16 protein-coding genes are annotated in these 14,770 nt (G+C 61.0%); 5 read left to right on the forward strand and 11 right to left on the reverse strand.

Translation table 11 applies throughout. The annotated features are described in order from the left end of the window. Positions 1 to 95: 95 nt before the first annotated feature. The 3 genes from ACZYR5_RS04380 to ACZYR5_RS04390 all read left to right on the forward strand — a co-directional run bounded on the left by ACZYR5_RS04380 (position 96) and on the right by ACZYR5_RS04390 (position 2,613). Positions 96 to 1,103, forward strand: a complete 1,008-nt coding sequence (locus ACZYR5_RS04380) for a methionine ABC transporter ATP-binding protein (protein WP_489089008.1) — start codon at positions 96 to 98, stop codon at positions 1,101 to 1,103. Then, the gene (locus ACZYR5_RS04385; RefSeq protein ID WP_027616612.1) at positions 1,103 to 1,777 is read left to right on the forward strand and encodes a methionine ABC transporter permease; all 675 of its coding nucleotides are present in this window, start codon (positions 1,103 to 1,105) and stop codon (positions 1,775 to 1,777) included. Before ACZYR5_RS04380 ends, ACZYR5_RS04385 begins: the two co-directional genes overlap by 1 nt. Before the next feature lie 62 nt (positions 1,778 to 1,839). After that, positions 1,840 to 2,613 (forward strand): MetQ/NlpA family ABC transporter substrate-binding protein, encoded by a 774-nt coding sequence (locus ACZYR5_RS04390; RefSeq protein ID WP_489089007.1) that lies wholly within the window; start codon positions 1,840 to 1,842, stop codon positions 2,611 to 2,613. Between the two features lie 69 nt (positions 2,614 to 2,682). Here ACZYR5_RS04390 and ACZYR5_RS04395 read toward each other — a convergent pair whose 3' ends face one another. From ACZYR5_RS04395 to ACZYR5_RS04415, 5 genes are read right to left on the reverse strand one after another with little or no spacing between them, the layout of a single operon-like run. Further along, entirely contained in the window at positions 2,683 to 3,318 is a 636-nt protein-coding gene (locus ACZYR5_RS04395) for an SCO family protein (RefSeq protein WP_489089006.1), read from the reverse strand. Further along, positions 3,315 to 4,214: a heme o synthase gene (cyoE, locus tag ACZYR5_RS04400; RefSeq protein ID WP_489089005.1), complete on the reverse strand. Its 900-nt coding sequence runs from the start codon at positions 4,212 to 4,214 to the stop codon at positions 3,315 to 3,317. Before cyoE ends, ACZYR5_RS04395 begins: the two co-directional genes overlap by 4 nt. Continuing rightward, entirely contained in the window at positions 4,202 to 5,281 is a 1,080-nt protein-coding gene (locus ACZYR5_RS04405) for a COX15/CtaA family protein (RefSeq protein WP_489089004.1), read from the reverse strand. Before ACZYR5_RS04405 ends, cyoE begins: the two co-directional genes overlap by 13 nt. A 10-nt stretch (positions 5,282 to 5,291) precedes the next feature. After that, a complete protein-coding gene (locus ACZYR5_RS04410) occupies positions 5,292 to 5,882 on the reverse strand; it encodes a hypothetical protein (protein ID WP_489089003.1) in 591 nt (196 codons plus the stop codon). Beyond that, positions 5,848 to 6,588, reverse strand: coding sequence for an SURF1 family protein (locus ACZYR5_RS04415; RefSeq protein WP_489089002.1), 741 nt, complete (start codon positions 6,586 to 6,588; stop codon positions 5,848 to 5,850). Before ACZYR5_RS04415 ends, ACZYR5_RS04410 begins: the two co-directional genes overlap by 35 nt. A 72-nt stretch (positions 6,589 to 6,660) precedes the next feature. Here ACZYR5_RS04415 and ACZYR5_RS04420 point away from each other — a divergent pair, with 72 nt between their 5' ends. Further along, positions 6,661 to 6,864: a twin transmembrane helix small protein gene (locus ACZYR5_RS04420; protein WP_027616619.1), complete on the forward strand. Its 204-nt coding sequence runs from the start codon at positions 6,661 to 6,663 to the stop codon at positions 6,862 to 6,864. A 6-nt stretch (positions 6,865 to 6,870) separates the two neighbouring features. Here the strand turns inward: ACZYR5_RS04420 and ACZYR5_RS04425 are convergent, their stop codons facing one another. The 4 genes from ACZYR5_RS04425 to coxB form a co-directional block, all read right to left on the reverse strand. Beyond that, positions 6,871 to 7,758 carry a cytochrome c oxidase subunit 3 gene (locus ACZYR5_RS04425; protein WP_489089001.1) on the reverse strand — a complete coding sequence of 296 codons (888 nt, stop codon included), beginning with the start codon at positions 7,756 to 7,758 and terminating at the stop codon, positions 6,871 to 6,873. A gap of 33 nt (positions 7,759 to 7,791) precedes the next feature. Continuing rightward, positions 7,792 to 8,349: a cytochrome c oxidase assembly protein gene (locus ACZYR5_RS04430; protein ID WP_027616621.1), complete on the reverse strand. Its 558-nt coding sequence runs from the start codon at positions 8,347 to 8,349 to the stop codon at positions 7,792 to 7,794. A 21-nt stretch (positions 8,350 to 8,370) separates the two neighbouring features. Then, complete coding sequence (ctaD, locus tag ACZYR5_RS04435) at positions 8,371 to 9,963, reverse strand: cytochrome c oxidase subunit I (RefSeq protein WP_489089000.1); 1,593 nt, start codon at positions 9,961 to 9,963, stop codon at positions 8,371 to 8,373. A gap of 82 nt (positions 9,964 to 10,045) precedes the next feature. Continuing rightward, positions 10,046 to 11,173 (reverse strand): cytochrome c oxidase subunit II, encoded by a 1,128-nt coding sequence (gene coxB, locus ACZYR5_RS04440; protein ID WP_489088999.1) that lies wholly within the window; start codon positions 11,171 to 11,173, stop codon positions 10,046 to 10,048. 373 nt (positions 11,174 to 11,546) lie between these two features. On the opposite strand from coxB, the gene ACZYR5_RS04445 reads away from it, so the two are divergent. Further along, on the forward strand, positions 11,547 to 12,197 hold the full coding sequence (locus ACZYR5_RS04445) for a hypothetical protein (protein WP_489088998.1): 651 nt from the start codon (positions 11,547 to 11,549) through the stop codon (positions 12,195 to 12,197). Positions 12,198 to 12,246: 49 nt separating this feature from the next. On the opposite strand, the gene ACZYR5_RS04450 is transcribed toward ACZYR5_RS04445, so the two are convergent. Continuing rightward, complete coding sequence (locus ACZYR5_RS04450) at positions 12,247 to 13,767, reverse strand: SulP family inorganic anion transporter (RefSeq protein ID WP_489088997.1); 1,521 nt, start codon at positions 13,765 to 13,767, stop codon at positions 12,247 to 12,249. An 88-nt stretch (positions 13,768 to 13,855) separates the two neighbouring features. After that, positions 13,856 to 14,587 carry a carbonic anhydrase gene (locus ACZYR5_RS04455; RefSeq protein ID WP_489088996.1) on the reverse strand — a complete coding sequence of 244 codons (732 nt, stop codon included), beginning with the start codon at positions 14,585 to 14,587 and terminating at the stop codon, positions 13,856 to 13,858. Positions 14,588 to 14,770 lie beyond the last annotated feature (183 nt).

The following is a 14,770-nucleotide window of genomic DNA, read 5'->3' on the forward strand; positions in this document are numbered from 1 at the left end:
CGAAATAAATGCTAAGAACCTCTATACGGACAGGCTAAAATGCGCCCCCGGCTAACCGCTGATCCTTTTCCAACGCGCCCCACAAGGTTCGCTACGTGATCGAGTTTCAAAACGTCCATAAAACCTACCGCGTCGCCGGTAAGGATATCCCCGCCCTGCATCCGACCAGTCTGACGATTGAGAACGGTCAGGTGTTTGGCCTGATCGGCCACTCCGGAGCCGGGAAAAGCACCCTGCTGCGCCTGATCAACCGCCTGGAAGACTCCAGCGGCGGCAAGATCACCGTCGACGGCGAGGAAATCACCGCGCTCGACGCCACGGCCCTGCGCCGCTTCCGCCAGCAGGTCGGGATGATTTTCCAGCACTTCAACCTGCTGGCCTCCAAGACCGTGGCCGACAACGTTGCATTGCCGCTGACCCTGGCCGGCGAACTGTCGCGCAGCGATATCGACCGCCGCGTGGCCGAGTTGCTGGCGCGGGTGGGCCTGTCCGACCACGCCAAAAAATACCCGGCGCAACTGTCCGGCGGGCAAAAGCAGCGCGTTGGCATCGCCCGCGCCCTGGCGACCAAACCGAAAATCCTGCTGTGCGACGAAGCCACCAGCGCCCTCGACCCGCAAACCACTGCATCGGTCCTGCAACTGCTGGCCGAGATCAATCGCGAGTTGAAACTGACCATCGTGCTGATCACCCATGAAATGGACGTGATTCGCCGGGTCTGCGACCAGGTTGCGGTGATGGACGCCGGCCGGATCGTCGAACAGGGCCCGGTGGCCGAAGTGTTCCTGCACCCCAAGCATGCGACGACCAAGCGCTTCGTCCAGGAAGACGAGCAGGTCGACGAAGGCGAGCAGCGCGACGATTTCGCGCACGTGCCGGGGCGTATCGTGCGCCTGACCTTCCAGGGCGATGCCACCTATGCGCCGCTGCTGGGCACCGTCGCTCGCGAAACCGGTGTTGATTACAGCATCCTCGCCGGTCGCATCGACCGCATCAAAGACGTCCCTTACGGGCAACTGACCCTGGCCATCACCGGCGGTGACATGCAAGCGGCGTTCGACCTCTTCACTGCGGCCGAAGTCCATATGGAGGTGCTGCGCTAATGGAACTGCTGACAAGTTTCTTCGCCAATATCGACTGGTACGAAATCTGGCTCGCCACCGGCGACACCTTGCTGATGCTCGGCGGCTCGCTGTTGTTCACCGTATTGCTCGGACTGCCGTTGGGCGTGCTGCTGTTCCTCTGCAGCCCACGCCAACTGCTCGAAGCCAAGGGCGTCTACGCGCTGCTGTCGCTGATCGTGAACATCCTGCGCTCGCTGCCGTTCATCATTTTGCTGATCGTGATGATTCCGTTCACCGTCCTGATCACCGGCACTTCGCTGGGCGTCGGCGGGGCGATTCCGCCACTGGTGGTCGGTGCTACGCCGTTCTTCGCACGCCTGGTGGAAACCGCGCTGCGCGAAGTCGATCGTGGCATCATCGAGGCGACCCAGGCAATGGGCGCCACGACCCGCCAGATCATTACCAATGCCCTGTTGCCGGAAGCCCGTCCGGGCATCTTCGCGGCAATTACGGTGACGGCCATCACGTTGGTGTCCTACACGGCCATGGCCGGTGTGGTCGGTGCCGGAGGCCTGGGCGACCTGGCCATCCGTTTCGGCTATCAGCGCTTCCAGACCGACGTCATGGTGGTGACCGTGGTGTTGTTGCTGGTGTTGGTCCAGGTACTGCAAACCGTCGGCGATAAGCTGGTGGTGCACTTTTCCCGAAAATAAATGCAATCGTCGGCATTACGCCGGCAGGCGCCCGCAAGGGCGCTTCACAAGGAGTTTGCTGGATGAAAAAACTACTCGTCGCGTTCGCAGCCGTTGCTGCGTTCTCCGCCCAGGCTGCAGAAACCCTGACCGTTGCCGCCACCCCGGTGCCGCACGCAGAAATCCTCGAGTTCGTGAAACCGGCCCTGGCCAAAGAGGGCGTGGACCTCAAGGTCAAGGTCTTCACCGACTACGTGCAGCCAAACGTACAGGTCGCGGAAAAGCGCCTGGATGCCAACTTCTTCCAGCACCAGCCGTACCTCGATGAATTCAACAAGGCCAAGAACACCAATCTGGTGAGCGTGGCCGGCGTGCACATCGAGCCCCTGGGTGCCTACTCCAGCAAGTACAAGTCGCTGGCCGAGCTGCCAGGCGGCGCCACCGTGGTCATTCCGAACGACGCCACCAACGGCGGCCGTGCCCTGCTGTTGCTGGACCACGCCGGCGTGATCAAGTTGAAGGACTCGAAGAACATCCTGGCGACCGTCAAGGACATCGCCGAGAACTCCAAGGGCCTGAAATTCCGCGAGTTGGAAGCTGCGACCATCCCGCGCGTCCTGACCCAGGTCGACCTGGCGCTGATCAACACCAACTACGCGCTGGAAGCCAAGCTGGATCCATCCAAGGACGCACTGGTCATCGAAGGCAAGGACTCGCCTTACGTGAATATCCTGGTTGCCCGTCCGGACGACAAGGACAGCGACGCCATGAAAAAACTGGTGGCGGCCCTGCACAGCCCGGAAGTCAAAGCTTTCATCCTGGAGAAGTACAAAGGCGCAGTGGTGCCGGCGTTCTGATCTGAGCGACGCAACGAAAAAGGGGCGCATTGAATGCGCCCCTTTTTTTGTGCCGGGAAAACGTCTCGCTTACTGACGCTTGACCATCACTGGCAACTGCGCCACCAACTTCACGTTGTTCAAGGGAGCACGGATGAACCCGCGCTGAGTGCCGTCCGGGCCGATCACGGCCAGATTACCGCTGTGGTCGACGGTGTAGTTCGGCTTGCTGGTGTCCGCCGGAATGAACGGGATGCTCAGCGCGTTGGCCACGGTCTGCAGTTCTTCGACCGACTTGGGTGCGAGCCCGATGAACTGTGGATCGAAGTAGCCCAGGTATTGCTTGAGCTGCTGTGGCGTGTCGCGATGAGGGTCGACGCTGACCAGGATGATCTGCAGCTTGTCGCTCGCATCCGCCGGCAGCTCGCTCTTGATCTGGCGCAGTTGTGCCAGGGTGGTCGGGCAGATGTCCGGACAGAAGGTGTAGCCGAAGAACAGCAGGCTCCACTTGCCTTTCAGCTCGTTGATGGTGACCGGCTGGCCGTCCTGGTTGGTCATCTGCACATCCGGCAGGTTGCGGCTTTGCGGCAGCAGGATGATCCCGGCGTCGATCAGTGCGGTCGGATCCCCCTGGCCCTTGCCAGACAGGACCTTGTTGATGGTCAGCCCGAGGACGAGGGCAATCAGGGCAACCAGGATGAAGACAGTTTTCTGGGTTCGGGTCATAGGTTCAACATCAGGTAGTGGTCTACGAGCAGGGCGATAAACAGCAGGAACAAGTAGTAGATAGAGTACTTGAAGGTGTTGATCGCCGCGTGCGGCCGAGTGCCACGGTACAGCACCACGGCCCATTGCAGAAACCTCGCACCCAGACCCAGCGCACACGCCAGGTACAGCAGGCCGCTCATGTGGATCACATAGGGCATTAGGCTCACCGCCAGCAAGGCGCAGGTATAGAGCAGGATGTGCACCTTGGTGTAGTGCTCGCCGTGGGTCACCGGCAGCATGGGGATATCGGCCTTGGCGTATTCCTCCTTGCGATGGATCGCCAGCGCCCAGAAATGCGGCGGCGTCCAGGCGAAAATGATCAGCACCAGCAACAGCGGTTCGGCGCTGAGGTGCCCAGTGACGGCGACCCAGCCCAGCAAGGGCGGGGCAGCACCGGCGAGCCCGCCGATCACGATGTTCTGCGGCGTCGCGCGCTTGAGGAAGCCGGTGTAGATCACCGCGTAGCCCAGCAGCGAGGCCAGGGTCAGCCAGGCCGTCAGCGGATTGGTGAAGGCCAGCAGCAGGGCCTGCCCGCTCAGCGCCAGCACCAGGGCAAAGGTCAAGGCCGCGAGCGGTGACACCCGGCCTTCAGCCAATGGTCGCTTGTGGGTGCGCGCCATGACCGCGTCGATCCGCCGGTCCACCACATGGTTGACCGCCGCCGCACCACCGGCACACAAGGCGATGCCCAGGTTGCCGAATATCAACACCGTCCACGGCACGCCGGCCCGGGTCGCGAGGAACATGCCGACCAGCGAGGTGATCAGCATCAGCACCACCACCCGGGGCTTGGTCAGCTCCAGGTAGTCACGCCAGATCGCCTGCCGGGGCCGTTCGCCGATCAGAGTCGCCATGGCATTTCTCCTTTAATGGTTATCGGCCCAGCCGCGTGTTTACGCGGGCTGAAGCGCCAGCGTCCGGGTGCATGCTGCTTGACCCGGACCAGGCTGGTGCGGGCGTGGTAATTGACCAGCACCAGGGTCAGCAACAGCGCCGCGCCTCCGGCGTTGTGCGCCACGGCCACCGGCAGCGGCAGGTGGAACAGCACGTTGCTGATGCCGAGAGTGATCTGCGCCGCCAGCGCCAGCAGCACCAGGCCGGCCAGGCGGGTCATGCCGACCACTTTCAGCTGCCAGGCCAGGCCCAGCAATACCAGGGTCACCAGCAAGGCGCCGATGCGATGGGTCAGGTGGATGGCCGTGCGCGCGTCACTGTCGAGCTGTCCGCCGAGGTAATTGGGGCCGATGTGCTGGGTCAGGTGAAAGCCGTTGGCGAAGTCCGCCGGTGGCAGCCACTGACCGTGGCAGGTCGGGAAATCGATGCAGGCCACCGCCGCATAATTGGAACTGACCCAGCCACCGAGGGCGATCTGACCGATCACCAGCAACAGGCCGGCGGTTGCCCAGTACTGCAAACGCCGCGGCACGATCAGCGCCGGCAACACGCCGGACAGCCTCAGGGTCAGCAGGAACAACAGGCTCAGGGTGGCAAATCCACCAAGCAGGTGTCCGGTCACCACCTGCGGCCACAGCTTGAGGGTCACGGTCCACATGCCAAACGCCGCCTGGGCGAACACCACCGCCATCAGGAACAACGGCAGTTTCAGCGGTTGGTCGGGGTGCTTGCGATGGGTCCAGGCGCGCGCCGCCAGCAGCACGATCAGCAAGCCCAGCGTCCCGGCGAAGTAGCGGTGGATCATCTCGTTCCATCCCTTGTGGGCTTCGACCGGGGTATCGGGAAAGTGCAATTCGGCATGGGCCAGTTGGGCTTCGCTTTTCGGCACGCTGATGAACCCGTAGCACCCCGGCCAATCTGGACAGCCAAGGCCGGCATGGGTCAACCGGGTGTAGGCCCCCAGCAATACGACAATCAGTGCCAGCAAGGTGGCAAACAGCGCGAGGCGAAATCCAGGTTTGGCCATGACGATGCCCTTATCCGATATTCGACAGTTTCAGCAGGTGGCGCAGGTCGTTGAGCAGGTCCTTGCCTTTGACGGTGGGGCCGTAACGCAGGACCAGGTTGCCGTGGGGATCGATGATCCACAGTTGCGCCGCGCCTTTGCCTTCCACGGTTTTGTTGTAGGTTCCAAGATCCAGCGGATAACGCTGCAGCTGTGGGTATTCGCGCTTGAGCTTGGCGTCGTAGTCGGCGCTCAACGGCTGGGCGACCGCCAGAGCGTGACTGGCGCGGGCGGCATCACGGTTCAGGCCGACCTGAATCTGCCTAGCGAGGTACACCAGTTGCTGGCAATCGACCGAGCATTCCTGCGGCGCGGTCACCAGCATCTGCCAGCGTTGCTCGTCCGCCTGCACCCCCAGGTCGGCGCGCCCCTGGCCATTGCCGATCAGTTCGCCGTGATAACTACGCCCGTCCGGCACCCAGAACTGCAGTTTGTACATGCCGGTAGCGAGGATCATCGGGCCGATCACCATCAGCACAATCAGGATCAGCTGCCAGCGACCGCGCCGCCGTTGTGGCGTCCGTGCATCAGACATGTTGGGTGGATTCATGGCCGCTCCCATGGTTTTTCTCCCTTGCGTTGTGCCATCCGAGGTAGAGATAGAGGCCAAGCAGTGCGAGCGCCATGGCGAACCACTGCACGGCATAACCGAGGTGTTTTTCCGGGCCCATGGACACCACCGGCCAGTCGGCCTGGTAGGCCGCAGGCCCGGCTTCTGAGCGAATTTCGTAGGCAAAACCGCTACGACCCAATTCGCCCCACAGCTTTTCTGGGGCCACGGCCGTCACCAGCCGCGGCCAATTGGCCTGAAGCGGATCGGCATGCAGTTGAAAGGTGGCACCGGGAGCGACATACACCCACGCGGTCAGGCTCAAGGCTTGCTCGGGGGTGCTGAATGCCGGTGGCGTACGCCGGTCCGGCCACGGCAACCAGCCACGATTGACCAAAAGCCATTGGCCACTGGCCTGGTCGAGAAACGGCTGCAGCAACTCGACGCCAACCTTGCCGTCGCGCTGCCGGTTGTCCAAGAACACGCTGTGCTCGGCGTCGAAATGGCCGTGCAGGCTGACTCGCCTGAAAGCCGGATCGGCGCTGTGCAGCAACTCGGCGACGGCCACTGGCTCGCCCGCCCGGCGTTCGGCGTAACTGTCCATGAGCAGCTTTTTTTGCTCGCCACGGGCCAGTTGCCAGAAGCCAAGCGCGACCAGCAGCGGCAGCAACAGCGCCACCACCAGGCTCGGCACCAGTCCCGGGCGGAAATGCTTCATGGCCGTGCCAGAAAGTCAGCGGGTGAGCTGGCTATACTCAACTGCATACGCGTTTCCCCCCGGAGTGTCCCCATGCTCAAAGCAGCCATCGTCCTGATGCTGATTGCCACGGTTGTCAGCCTGTTCAGCGGCCTGTTTTTTCTGGTCAAGGACGACAGCAGCTCACATCGCCTGGTGATCGCCCTGAGCGTTCGCGTTGGCCTGGCCGCCGTCACCGTCGGCCTGATCGCCTGGGGCTTCTTCAGCGGCCAATTGGTCTCTCATGCCCCCTGGTAAGCGGTCTCAAAGCACGTAGACGAAGACAAACAAACCGATCCACACCACATCCACAAAGTGCCAGTACCAGCTCGCGGCCTCGAAGCCGAACTGGTGCTCGGCATCGAAGTGCCCGCGCAGGACCCGCATCAGCATCACGAACAGAATCAGGGTGCCGATGGTCACGTGGGCACCGTGAAACCCGGTGAGCATGAAGAACGTCGCGCCATAGATGCCCGAACCGAGGGTCAGCCCCAGCTCTTTATAGGCGTGGATGTATTCCTCGGCCTGGAAGCCCAGGAACGCGCAGCCCAGCAATACGGTCAACGCCAACCAGATTTTCAGCGCGCCGCGATGGCCCTTTTTCAAGGCATGGTGGGCGATGGTCACGGTGATACTGGATGTCACCAGAATGACGGTGTTGAGCAGCGGCAAGCCCCAGGGGCTGATGACTTCCTTGGGTGGCGGGAACAGCTTGGAGTCCGGGTTTTCCAGCAGCGGCCAGACGAACTGGAAGTTCGGCCAGAGCATGTGGGCGATGCCTTTGGTGCCTTCGCCGCCCAGCGCCGGCCCCGAGACATGGCGCACGTAGAACAGCGCGCCGAAGAAGGCGATGAAGAACATCACTTCGGAGAAGATGAACCAGCTCATGCCCCAACGGAATGAGCGATCGAGTTGCGCACTGTACAACCCCGCGCGACTTTCCTTGATCACCGCGCCGAACCAGCCAAACAGCATGTAGGCCAGCAGCAGACCGCCGACGAAAAAGATCAGCGGCCCGTGGGACTCCGGGCGCGCCGCCTTGAGGTCGTTGAACCAGGTGCCCAGGCCAAACACCGTGACGAACATGCCGATGGTGGCGATGATCGGCCATTTGCTCTGGGCGGGTACGTAATAGTGCTCATGAGTTGCCATTTATTGTTCTCCTTATCGGGCACGCTTGAACGTCTAGCCACCGGTCTTCTCGGCGACGGCCACGGGCGGATGACGTGCGGTGATATCGAACAGCGTGTAAGCCAGCGTCAGGTGCTTCACATCCTTGGGCATATCGCGGTCAACGATGAAACGTACCGGCATCTCGATCTGCTGACCGGGCTGCAGCACTTGCTGGGTAAAGCAGAAGCATTCGGTCTTGTGGAAGTACATCGCCGCAGCGCTGGGCGAAATGCTCGGCACCGCCTGGGCGCTCATGGGGTGGTCACTGGGGTTGCGGGCGATGAAGATCATCTCGTTCACCGCCCCCGGGTGGACCACGATGTCATCGGACTTGGGATAGAAATCCCAGACCATGTCGATGGCATTGGTCGACAGGAACTGCACCCGCACCTGGCGCGATGCATCCACCTGCTGCTCACCCGTGTACTGGCCACCGGTCTTGCCATTGATGCCCAGCGCCTTGCACATCACGTCGTAAATCGGGACCAGGGCAAAGCCGAAGACAAACATCGCCACCACCACCAGCAACAGCCGGGTGACCAGTTTTTTCATCGAGATCGAGTCAGCCATGGTGTCGATCCTCCGCGCCGTTCACTTCACATCTGGCGGTGTAGTGAAGGTGTGATACGGCGCTGGCGAGGGAATTTCCCACTCCAGGCCTTCGGCACCATCCCAGGGTTTCGCTGGCGCTGGCGGGCCGCCACGAATGGTCTTGATCACGATGAACAGGAAGAAAATCTGCGTGGCACCGAACATGAACGCACCAATCGAGGAGACCATGTTGAAGTCGGCGAACTGCAGGTTGTAGTCCGGGATCCGTCGCGGCATGCCCGCCAGCCCGACGAAGTGCATCGGGAAGAACGCCATGTTCATACCGATGAAGGACAGCCAGAAGTGCAGCTTGCCGAGGGTCTCGTCATACATGTGGCCGGTCCACTTCGGCATCCAGTAGTAGGCCGAGGCGAAGATCCCGAAGATCGCGCCCGGCACCAGCACGTAGTGGAAGTGCGCCACCACGAAGTAGGTGTCCTGGTACTGGAAGTCAGCCGGGGCGATGGCCAGCATCAGCCCGGAGAAACCGCCGATCGAGAACAGGATCACGAAGGCCACGGCGAACAGCATGGGCGTCTCGAACGTCAGCGATCCCTGCCACATGGTACTGGCCCAGTTGAACACCTTGACCCCGGTGGGCACGGCAATCAGCAACGTGGCGTACATGAAGAACAGCTCACCCACCAACGGGATGCCCACCACGAACATGTGGTGCGCCCAGACGATGAACGACAGGAAGGCGATGCTCGCCGTCGCGTAGACCATCGAGGTGTAGCCGAACAGCGGCTTGCGTGAAAAGGTCGGGATGATCGAGCTGACGGCGCCGAACGCCGGCAGGATCATGATGTACACCTCGGGGTGACCGAAGAACCAGAACACGTGCTGGAACAACACCGGGTCACCGCCACCGGCGGCACTGAAGAAGCTGGTGCCGAAGTGGATGTCCATCAGCATCATCGTCACGCAACCGGCCAGTACCGGCATCACCGCGATCAGCAGGAAGGCGGTAATCAGCCAGGTCCAGACGAACAGCGGCATCTTCATCAAGGTCATGCCCGGGGCACGCAGGTTGAGGATGGTCGCGATCACGTTGATTGCGCCCATGATCGAACTGATACCCATCAGGTGTATGGCGAAGATGAAGAAGGTCACGCTCTCGGGTGCATAGGTCGTGGACAGCGGTGCGTAGAAGGTCCAGCCGAAGTTGGGACCGCCGCCGGGCATGAACAGCGTCGAGACGAGCAGCAGGAAGGCCGCCGGCAACAACCAGAAACTGAAGTTGTTCATCCGCGGCAGGGCCATGTCCGGCGCGCCAATCATCAGCGGGATCATCCAGTTGGCCAGGCCGACAAACGCCGGCATCACCGCACCGAAGACCATCACCAGGCCATGCATGGTGGTCATCTGGTTGAAGAAGGCCGGCTCGACGATCTGCAGCCCGGGCTGGAACAGTTCGGCGCGGATCACCATGGCGAACGAGCCGCCGAGCAGGAACATCATGAAACTGAACCACAGGTACAGGGTGCCAATGTCCTTGTGGTTGGTGGTCAGCACCCAGCGCATCAAGCCCTTGGCGGGACCATGGGCGTGGTCATGGCCGGCATGACCATGGTCATCGATCACTGCGCTCATGTCCTTTCTCCTGCAAACCAATGGGCTGGGCAGCCCGGGGCGTTGAGCCCCAGGCGTTCACGGGAACATGCAATCGAGCGGCTCATTTGCTTTCCGCCTGCTTCAGGGCCAGCACGTCTTTCGGCGTGACCATGTCGCCTTTGTTGTTACCCCAGGCGTTACGCTCGTAGGTCACGACGGCGGCGATATCGACTTCCGACAGCTGCTTGCCGAACGCCGCCATGGCGGTTCCCGGCTTACCGTGGAAGACGATGCTCAGGTGCGCGTCCTTCGGACCCGTGGCGATTTTCGAACCCTTGAGTGCCGGGAACATCGGCGGCAGGCCCTGGCCTTCGGCCTGGTGACAGGCCACGCAGGTGGTGTGGTAGATCTTGTCGCCGCGCTCCTTGAGCTCATCCAGCGTCCATTCCTTGCTGGTCAGCTCCTTGAGCTTGGCGGCTTCGGCCTTGCGTTCGGCGAGCCAGGTGTCGTAGTCGGCCCTGGTTTTGACGTCGACCACGATCGGCATGAACCCGTGGTCCTTGCCGCACAACTCGGCGCACTGCCCACGGTAGAGGCCGGGTTTGTCGACGCGAGTCCAGGCCTCGTTGACGAACCCGGGAATGGCATCACGCTTGACTGCGAATGCCGGCACCCACCACGAGTGGATGACGTCGGCCGAGGTCACCAGGAAGCGCACCTTGGCCCCCACCGGCAGCACCAGTGGCTGGTCGACCTCGAGCAAGTAGTGCTCACTCTTGGCGCTCTTGTTGTGGATCTGTTCTTGAGGCGTGGCCAGGTTGCTGAAGAACTCGACGTCCTGGCCCAGGTATTTGTAGTGCCACTTCCACTGATAGCCGGTGACCTGGATATCGATATCCGGCTCACTGCTGTCGTACATCTTGATCAGGGTGGCGGTCGCCGGAACAGCCATGGCGACCAGGATGATGAAAGGCACTATGGTCCAGAGGATCTCGACCGTCGTGCTTTCATGAAATTTGGCGGCTTCCTGTCCGGTGGAGCGCCGATGCATGATCATCGACCAGAACATCGCTCCGAAGACGATGATGCCGATCACCACACAGATCCAGAAGATGGTCATGTGCAGGTCGAACACTGCGTGACTGATTTCAGTAGCCCCAGGCGCCATATTCACAGTCCAGGCGGCTTGCGCCTGACTGAAAACCGACCACAACAGGAGGCCCATCCAGACTTGTGGATGTCGCATCATTGCGGGTTCCCCTTATCGTTCTTGTTATCCCGCCGGCTTTCACCTGCGTCCAAGGGAGCGGCTACCTAGACTACGAACTTAAACCGCCAAGCCTTGCTGCACATGCAGTCGGGCGTCATCAGCTAACTTCATACAAAACCGAGTATAGACAGGGAGTACGACCTCGCAACGCGACGGCGTAAATCAGCTGAAACACCCTGGACTTGCGCCATGGACCACGGATGGAGAAGGATGTGGGGTGGATGATGGCAAATGGATATAACCTATACGCATCAAAGGTGAAACAATTATGACAAATACGTCTTAAGGGTTTTCATAAGCAAGCTAACTTATGTCTTCCCCTATTTTCCTGCCTTCGTTTCCTGGAGTTTTCATGAACACCGCCGCATTGCGCGAGCAGATCAAACGTGCACAACAACATGAGTCCGAAACCGGTCAGCTGACCCGTCAGCTGGAAGTCCAACTGCCTCACCTGCATGCCGCTATCCAACTGCCAGAGGTCGATGCCAAAGGCGTGATGACCCGTTTCGTCACCGCGTATATCGACCAGGTACCCGACCTGCTGGACGCGGCCAATGAAGTCGCGCGCGAGGCCGGTATCGAATCGCAGATCGAACCGGTGCTGAAAATCGCCGAACAGTTCTTCATCCAGCCGCCGGAAATCATGCAGGGCCATGTCGGCCTCGACTGCCTGCTGGACGAAGCCTACCTGGCACATCGCCTGGTAGAAGAAGTGAATGACCTGTACATCAAGCATTTTGGCCAGCCACTGATCCCCTTGGACATGACTGTCGCCAACCTGATTGCCCACCAACTGATCGGCGAAGATTTCGCCAATCAACTGGATGAGGCAGTTCATCATGCCGTCGACGAAATGCTCGACGAAGACAGCTTCGCCCTGGAATCGGTCGAAGCCTACCGGGAACAACTCAACAGCCCGGACACCGGTGCCGCCTGGAAGCGCTGGCCGTGCCTGTCCCGCCAGTTGGGCGTTGGTCTGGAACTGGACCAGCCGGCAGCTTGACCCCTTTTTGAGAGATCGCAGCAAGCCATGCTGGCTGCGATCTTTCGCTTTACCCAAGCCCCACTGTAGTGCGCAATCGCCCCTCCAGCCGGCGCTTCAATCCCCGCGCTTCGATCACCAACCGCGATCCCTTGCTCTGATTGGCCCGATCCCATTCCTCCAGCAATTCCAGGCAGGCATGGTCGATGTAACTGAGGTTGTTCAGGGGCACATGCACCGTTGCACCCGCCGGAATGGCCTGCAATGCCCGCGACAACGCTGGCACCTTGAGAAAGGTCGCCGCACCTGACAGACGCAGTTCCATCTCTCCTTGCGGCACCCGATCAATCAGGCTGATTTTCAGGCGGGACGCCTTCCAGGCCAGTTTCGCCAGGGTCAAGCCAAAACCGACCAGCACCCCCGTCAGCAGGTCACTGAAGATGATCGCCAGCGCAGTCACCGCGTAGGTCAGCATCGGCATCCGGCCGTAGCGCCGCAGGCTGCGATAAGCCTTGAGGTCCACCAGTTTGATCCCGGTGTACACCAACACCCCGGCAAGGCTGGCCACCGGGATGCTTTGCAGCACACTGGACAGCAGCAGCACGAAAGCCAGCAACCAGACGCCATGCAAAATGGCCGACAGACGGGTTTTGGCCCCCGCCTGGACGTTGGCCGAACTGCGCACGATCACCCCGGTCATGGGCAGGGCGCCCAACAGACCGCAGAGCATGTTGCCCACGCCCTGGGCAGACAATTCACGGTCGAAATCCGCCCGCGCGCCACTGTGCATTCGATCCACCGCAGCCGCCGACAACAGGGTTTCCGCGCTGGCAATAAACGCCACCGCAAAGGCGGCAATCAGCAGATTGGGGTCGGCCAGGTTGAGCAAGTCCGCCGGTTTCAACCAGTCGATGGCCTCGGCCAGATTGGCAGGCACCTCGACACGCTTGACGTCCAATGCCAGCAGCAGGCTGGCGAGGGTCGCCAGAGCGACGCCGAGCAGTGCTCCGGGAATGAAACGCAGCGCCGGCGGGCGTATTTTCTCCCACAGCGCCATCACGGCAATGGTGGAAAGCCCGAGTAAGCCGGCCTGCCAGCCGATTCCACCGTCGAGCGCCTGGGACACTGTCGCCGGGAAACCGATCAGGTTTTCCAGGCCCGAAGGTTTGGGTACTCCGTCAAACAGCACATGCACTTGCGACAGGACGATCAGTACGCCAATGCCCGCCAACATCCCGTTGACCACCGCCGGTGCCGTCACCCGAAACCAGCAGCCAAGCCGCAGTCGGCCCGCGACCAATTGCAACAAGCCGGCCAGCAGCAGGATCGGCCCGAGCATCGCCACCCCATGCTGGCGAACCAACTCGAACACCAATACCGCCAACCCCGCCGCCGGCCCGCTGACTTGCAGCGGCGCACCGGCGAGCCAACCCACCACCAACCCGCCAATGATTCCCGTGACAAGACCTTTGGCCGCAGGCATCCCGGACGCGATGGCAATGCCCATGCACAACGGCAGGGCGACCAGAAATACCACCACCGAAGCCATCAGCTCCCGTGGCAAAACAGCTCTCAATTGCGCAGCACGCATAGCGGTCTCCCGATTTTCTACAGGCGTGACGTGGCCTGACTGCTGTTTCAGCAGCCACGACCAGGCCAGACAAGGTGTTTAGGAGGTTCTAGAAGCGCGCCTTGGGCGTCGCCATGGGAATCGGATGCTGACCATCCAGTGGCAGGAAGCAGCCCTTGTCCGCGTCATAGGCTTTGATTTCGCTGGTATCGATGCTGTAGACCCAGCCATGGATAAACAGTTGACCGTTGGCCATGCGCGATGCCACGGAAGGGTGGGTCCGTAAATGTTGCAGTTGCGCGATGACGTTTTCTTCGGTCAGAACCTGCATGCTTTCGTGTTCGTCAGCGCACTGGCAGTTTTCCTGGACCATGGTTTTCGCCACTTCGGCATGGCGCAACCAGGCCTTGACCGTGGGCATTTTCTCCAGGCTTTGCGGATTGAGCACCGCACGCATGGCGCCACAATCGGAATGCCCACACACAATGATGTGCTGCACACCCAGGGCCAGCACGGCGTATTCGATAGCCGTGGAAACGCCACCATTCATTTGCCCATAAGGCGGTACGACGTTGCCGACGTTACGGGTAACGAACAGATCGCCTGGGGCACTTTGGGTAATCAATTCCGGAACGATGCGTGAGTCGGCACATGCAATGAACATGGCTCGCGGCCGTTGCGCCGTGGCGAGCTTCTTGAACAGCTCTTCCTGCTGCGGGAAGACTTCGTGATGAAAATGCAGAAAGCCGTCGACGATATGTTGCAGCGCTGCATCTGCGCTTTCCGCCTCGGGAGGGGCCGAAGCCGATTCAGCCAGCGGCTGTTTGTCCTGGTCACTCATGGATCATCCTCATTTGACGAGTTAGCAAATCTTCCCGTGTTACTTGGGACAGAGCCAACGGCTGGCCAAAAAACCAATCTGTGACCAGCCGGTCACTCGATGAGCACCGTAACCAGCGAAACTTAACTCAAACTGAATCAGTGGCTCTAAACCGCACATTTCAAGGATTACTGCAGATATTTC

This window comes from Pseudomonas sp. F007 (assembly GCF_057814275.1).

Excerpts from the sequence above, each read along its gene's own strand:
- ACZYR5_RS04385 (WP_027616612.1), top strand. The coding sequence starts at position 1,103 with ATGGAACTGCTGACAAGTTTCTTCGCCAATATCGACTGGTACGAAATC.
- ACZYR5_RS04390 (WP_489089007.1), top strand. The coding sequence starts at position 1,840 with ATGAAAAAACTACTCGTCGCGTTCGCAGCCGTTGCTGCGTTCTCCGCC.
- ACZYR5_RS04395 (WP_489089006.1), bottom strand. The coding sequence starts at position 3,318 with ATGACCCGAACCCAGAAAACTGTCTTCATCCTGGTTGCCCTGATTGCC.
- cyoE (WP_489089005.1), bottom strand. The coding sequence starts at position 4,214 with ATGGCGACTCTGATCGGCGAACGGCCCCGGCAGGCGATCTGGCGTGAC.
- ACZYR5_RS04405 (WP_489089004.1), bottom strand. The coding sequence starts at position 5,281 with ATGGCCAAACCTGGATTTCGCCTCGCGCTGTTTGCCACCTTGCTGGCA.
- ACZYR5_RS04410 (WP_489089003.1), bottom strand. The coding sequence starts at position 5,882 with ATGGGAGCGGCCATGAATCCACCCAACATGTCTGATGCACGGACGCCA.
- ACZYR5_RS04415 (WP_489089002.1), bottom strand. The coding sequence starts at position 6,588 with ATGAAGCATTTCCGCCCGGGACTGGTGCCGAGCCTGGTGGTGGCGCTG.
- ACZYR5_RS04420 (WP_027616619.1), top strand. The coding sequence starts at position 6,661 with ATGCTCAAAGCAGCCATCGTCCTGATGCTGATTGCCACGGTTGTCAGC.
- ACZYR5_RS04425 (WP_489089001.1), bottom strand. The coding sequence starts at position 7,758 with ATGGCAACTCATGAGCACTATTACGTACCCGCCCAGAGCAAATGGCCG.
- ACZYR5_RS04430 (WP_027616621.1), bottom strand. The coding sequence starts at position 8,349 with ATGGCTGACTCGATCTCGATGAAAAAACTGGTCACCCGGCTGTTGCTG.
- ctaD (WP_489089000.1), bottom strand. The coding sequence starts at position 9,963 with ATGAGCGCAGTGATCGATGACCATGGTCATGCCGGCCATGACCACGCC.
- coxB (WP_489088999.1), bottom strand. The coding sequence starts at position 11,173 with ATGATGCGACATCCACAAGTCTGGATGGGCCTCCTGTTGTGGTCGGTT.
- ACZYR5_RS04445 (WP_489088998.1), top strand. The coding sequence starts at position 11,547 with ATGAACACCGCCGCATTGCGCGAGCAGATCAAACGTGCACAACAACAT.
- ACZYR5_RS04450 (WP_489088997.1), bottom strand. The coding sequence starts at position 13,767 with ATGCGTGCTGCGCAATTGAGAGCTGTTTTGCCACGGGAGCTGATGGCT.
- ACZYR5_RS04455 (WP_489088996.1), bottom strand. The coding sequence starts at position 14,587 with ATGAGTGACCAGGACAAACAGCCGCTGGCTGAATCGGCTTCGGCCCCT.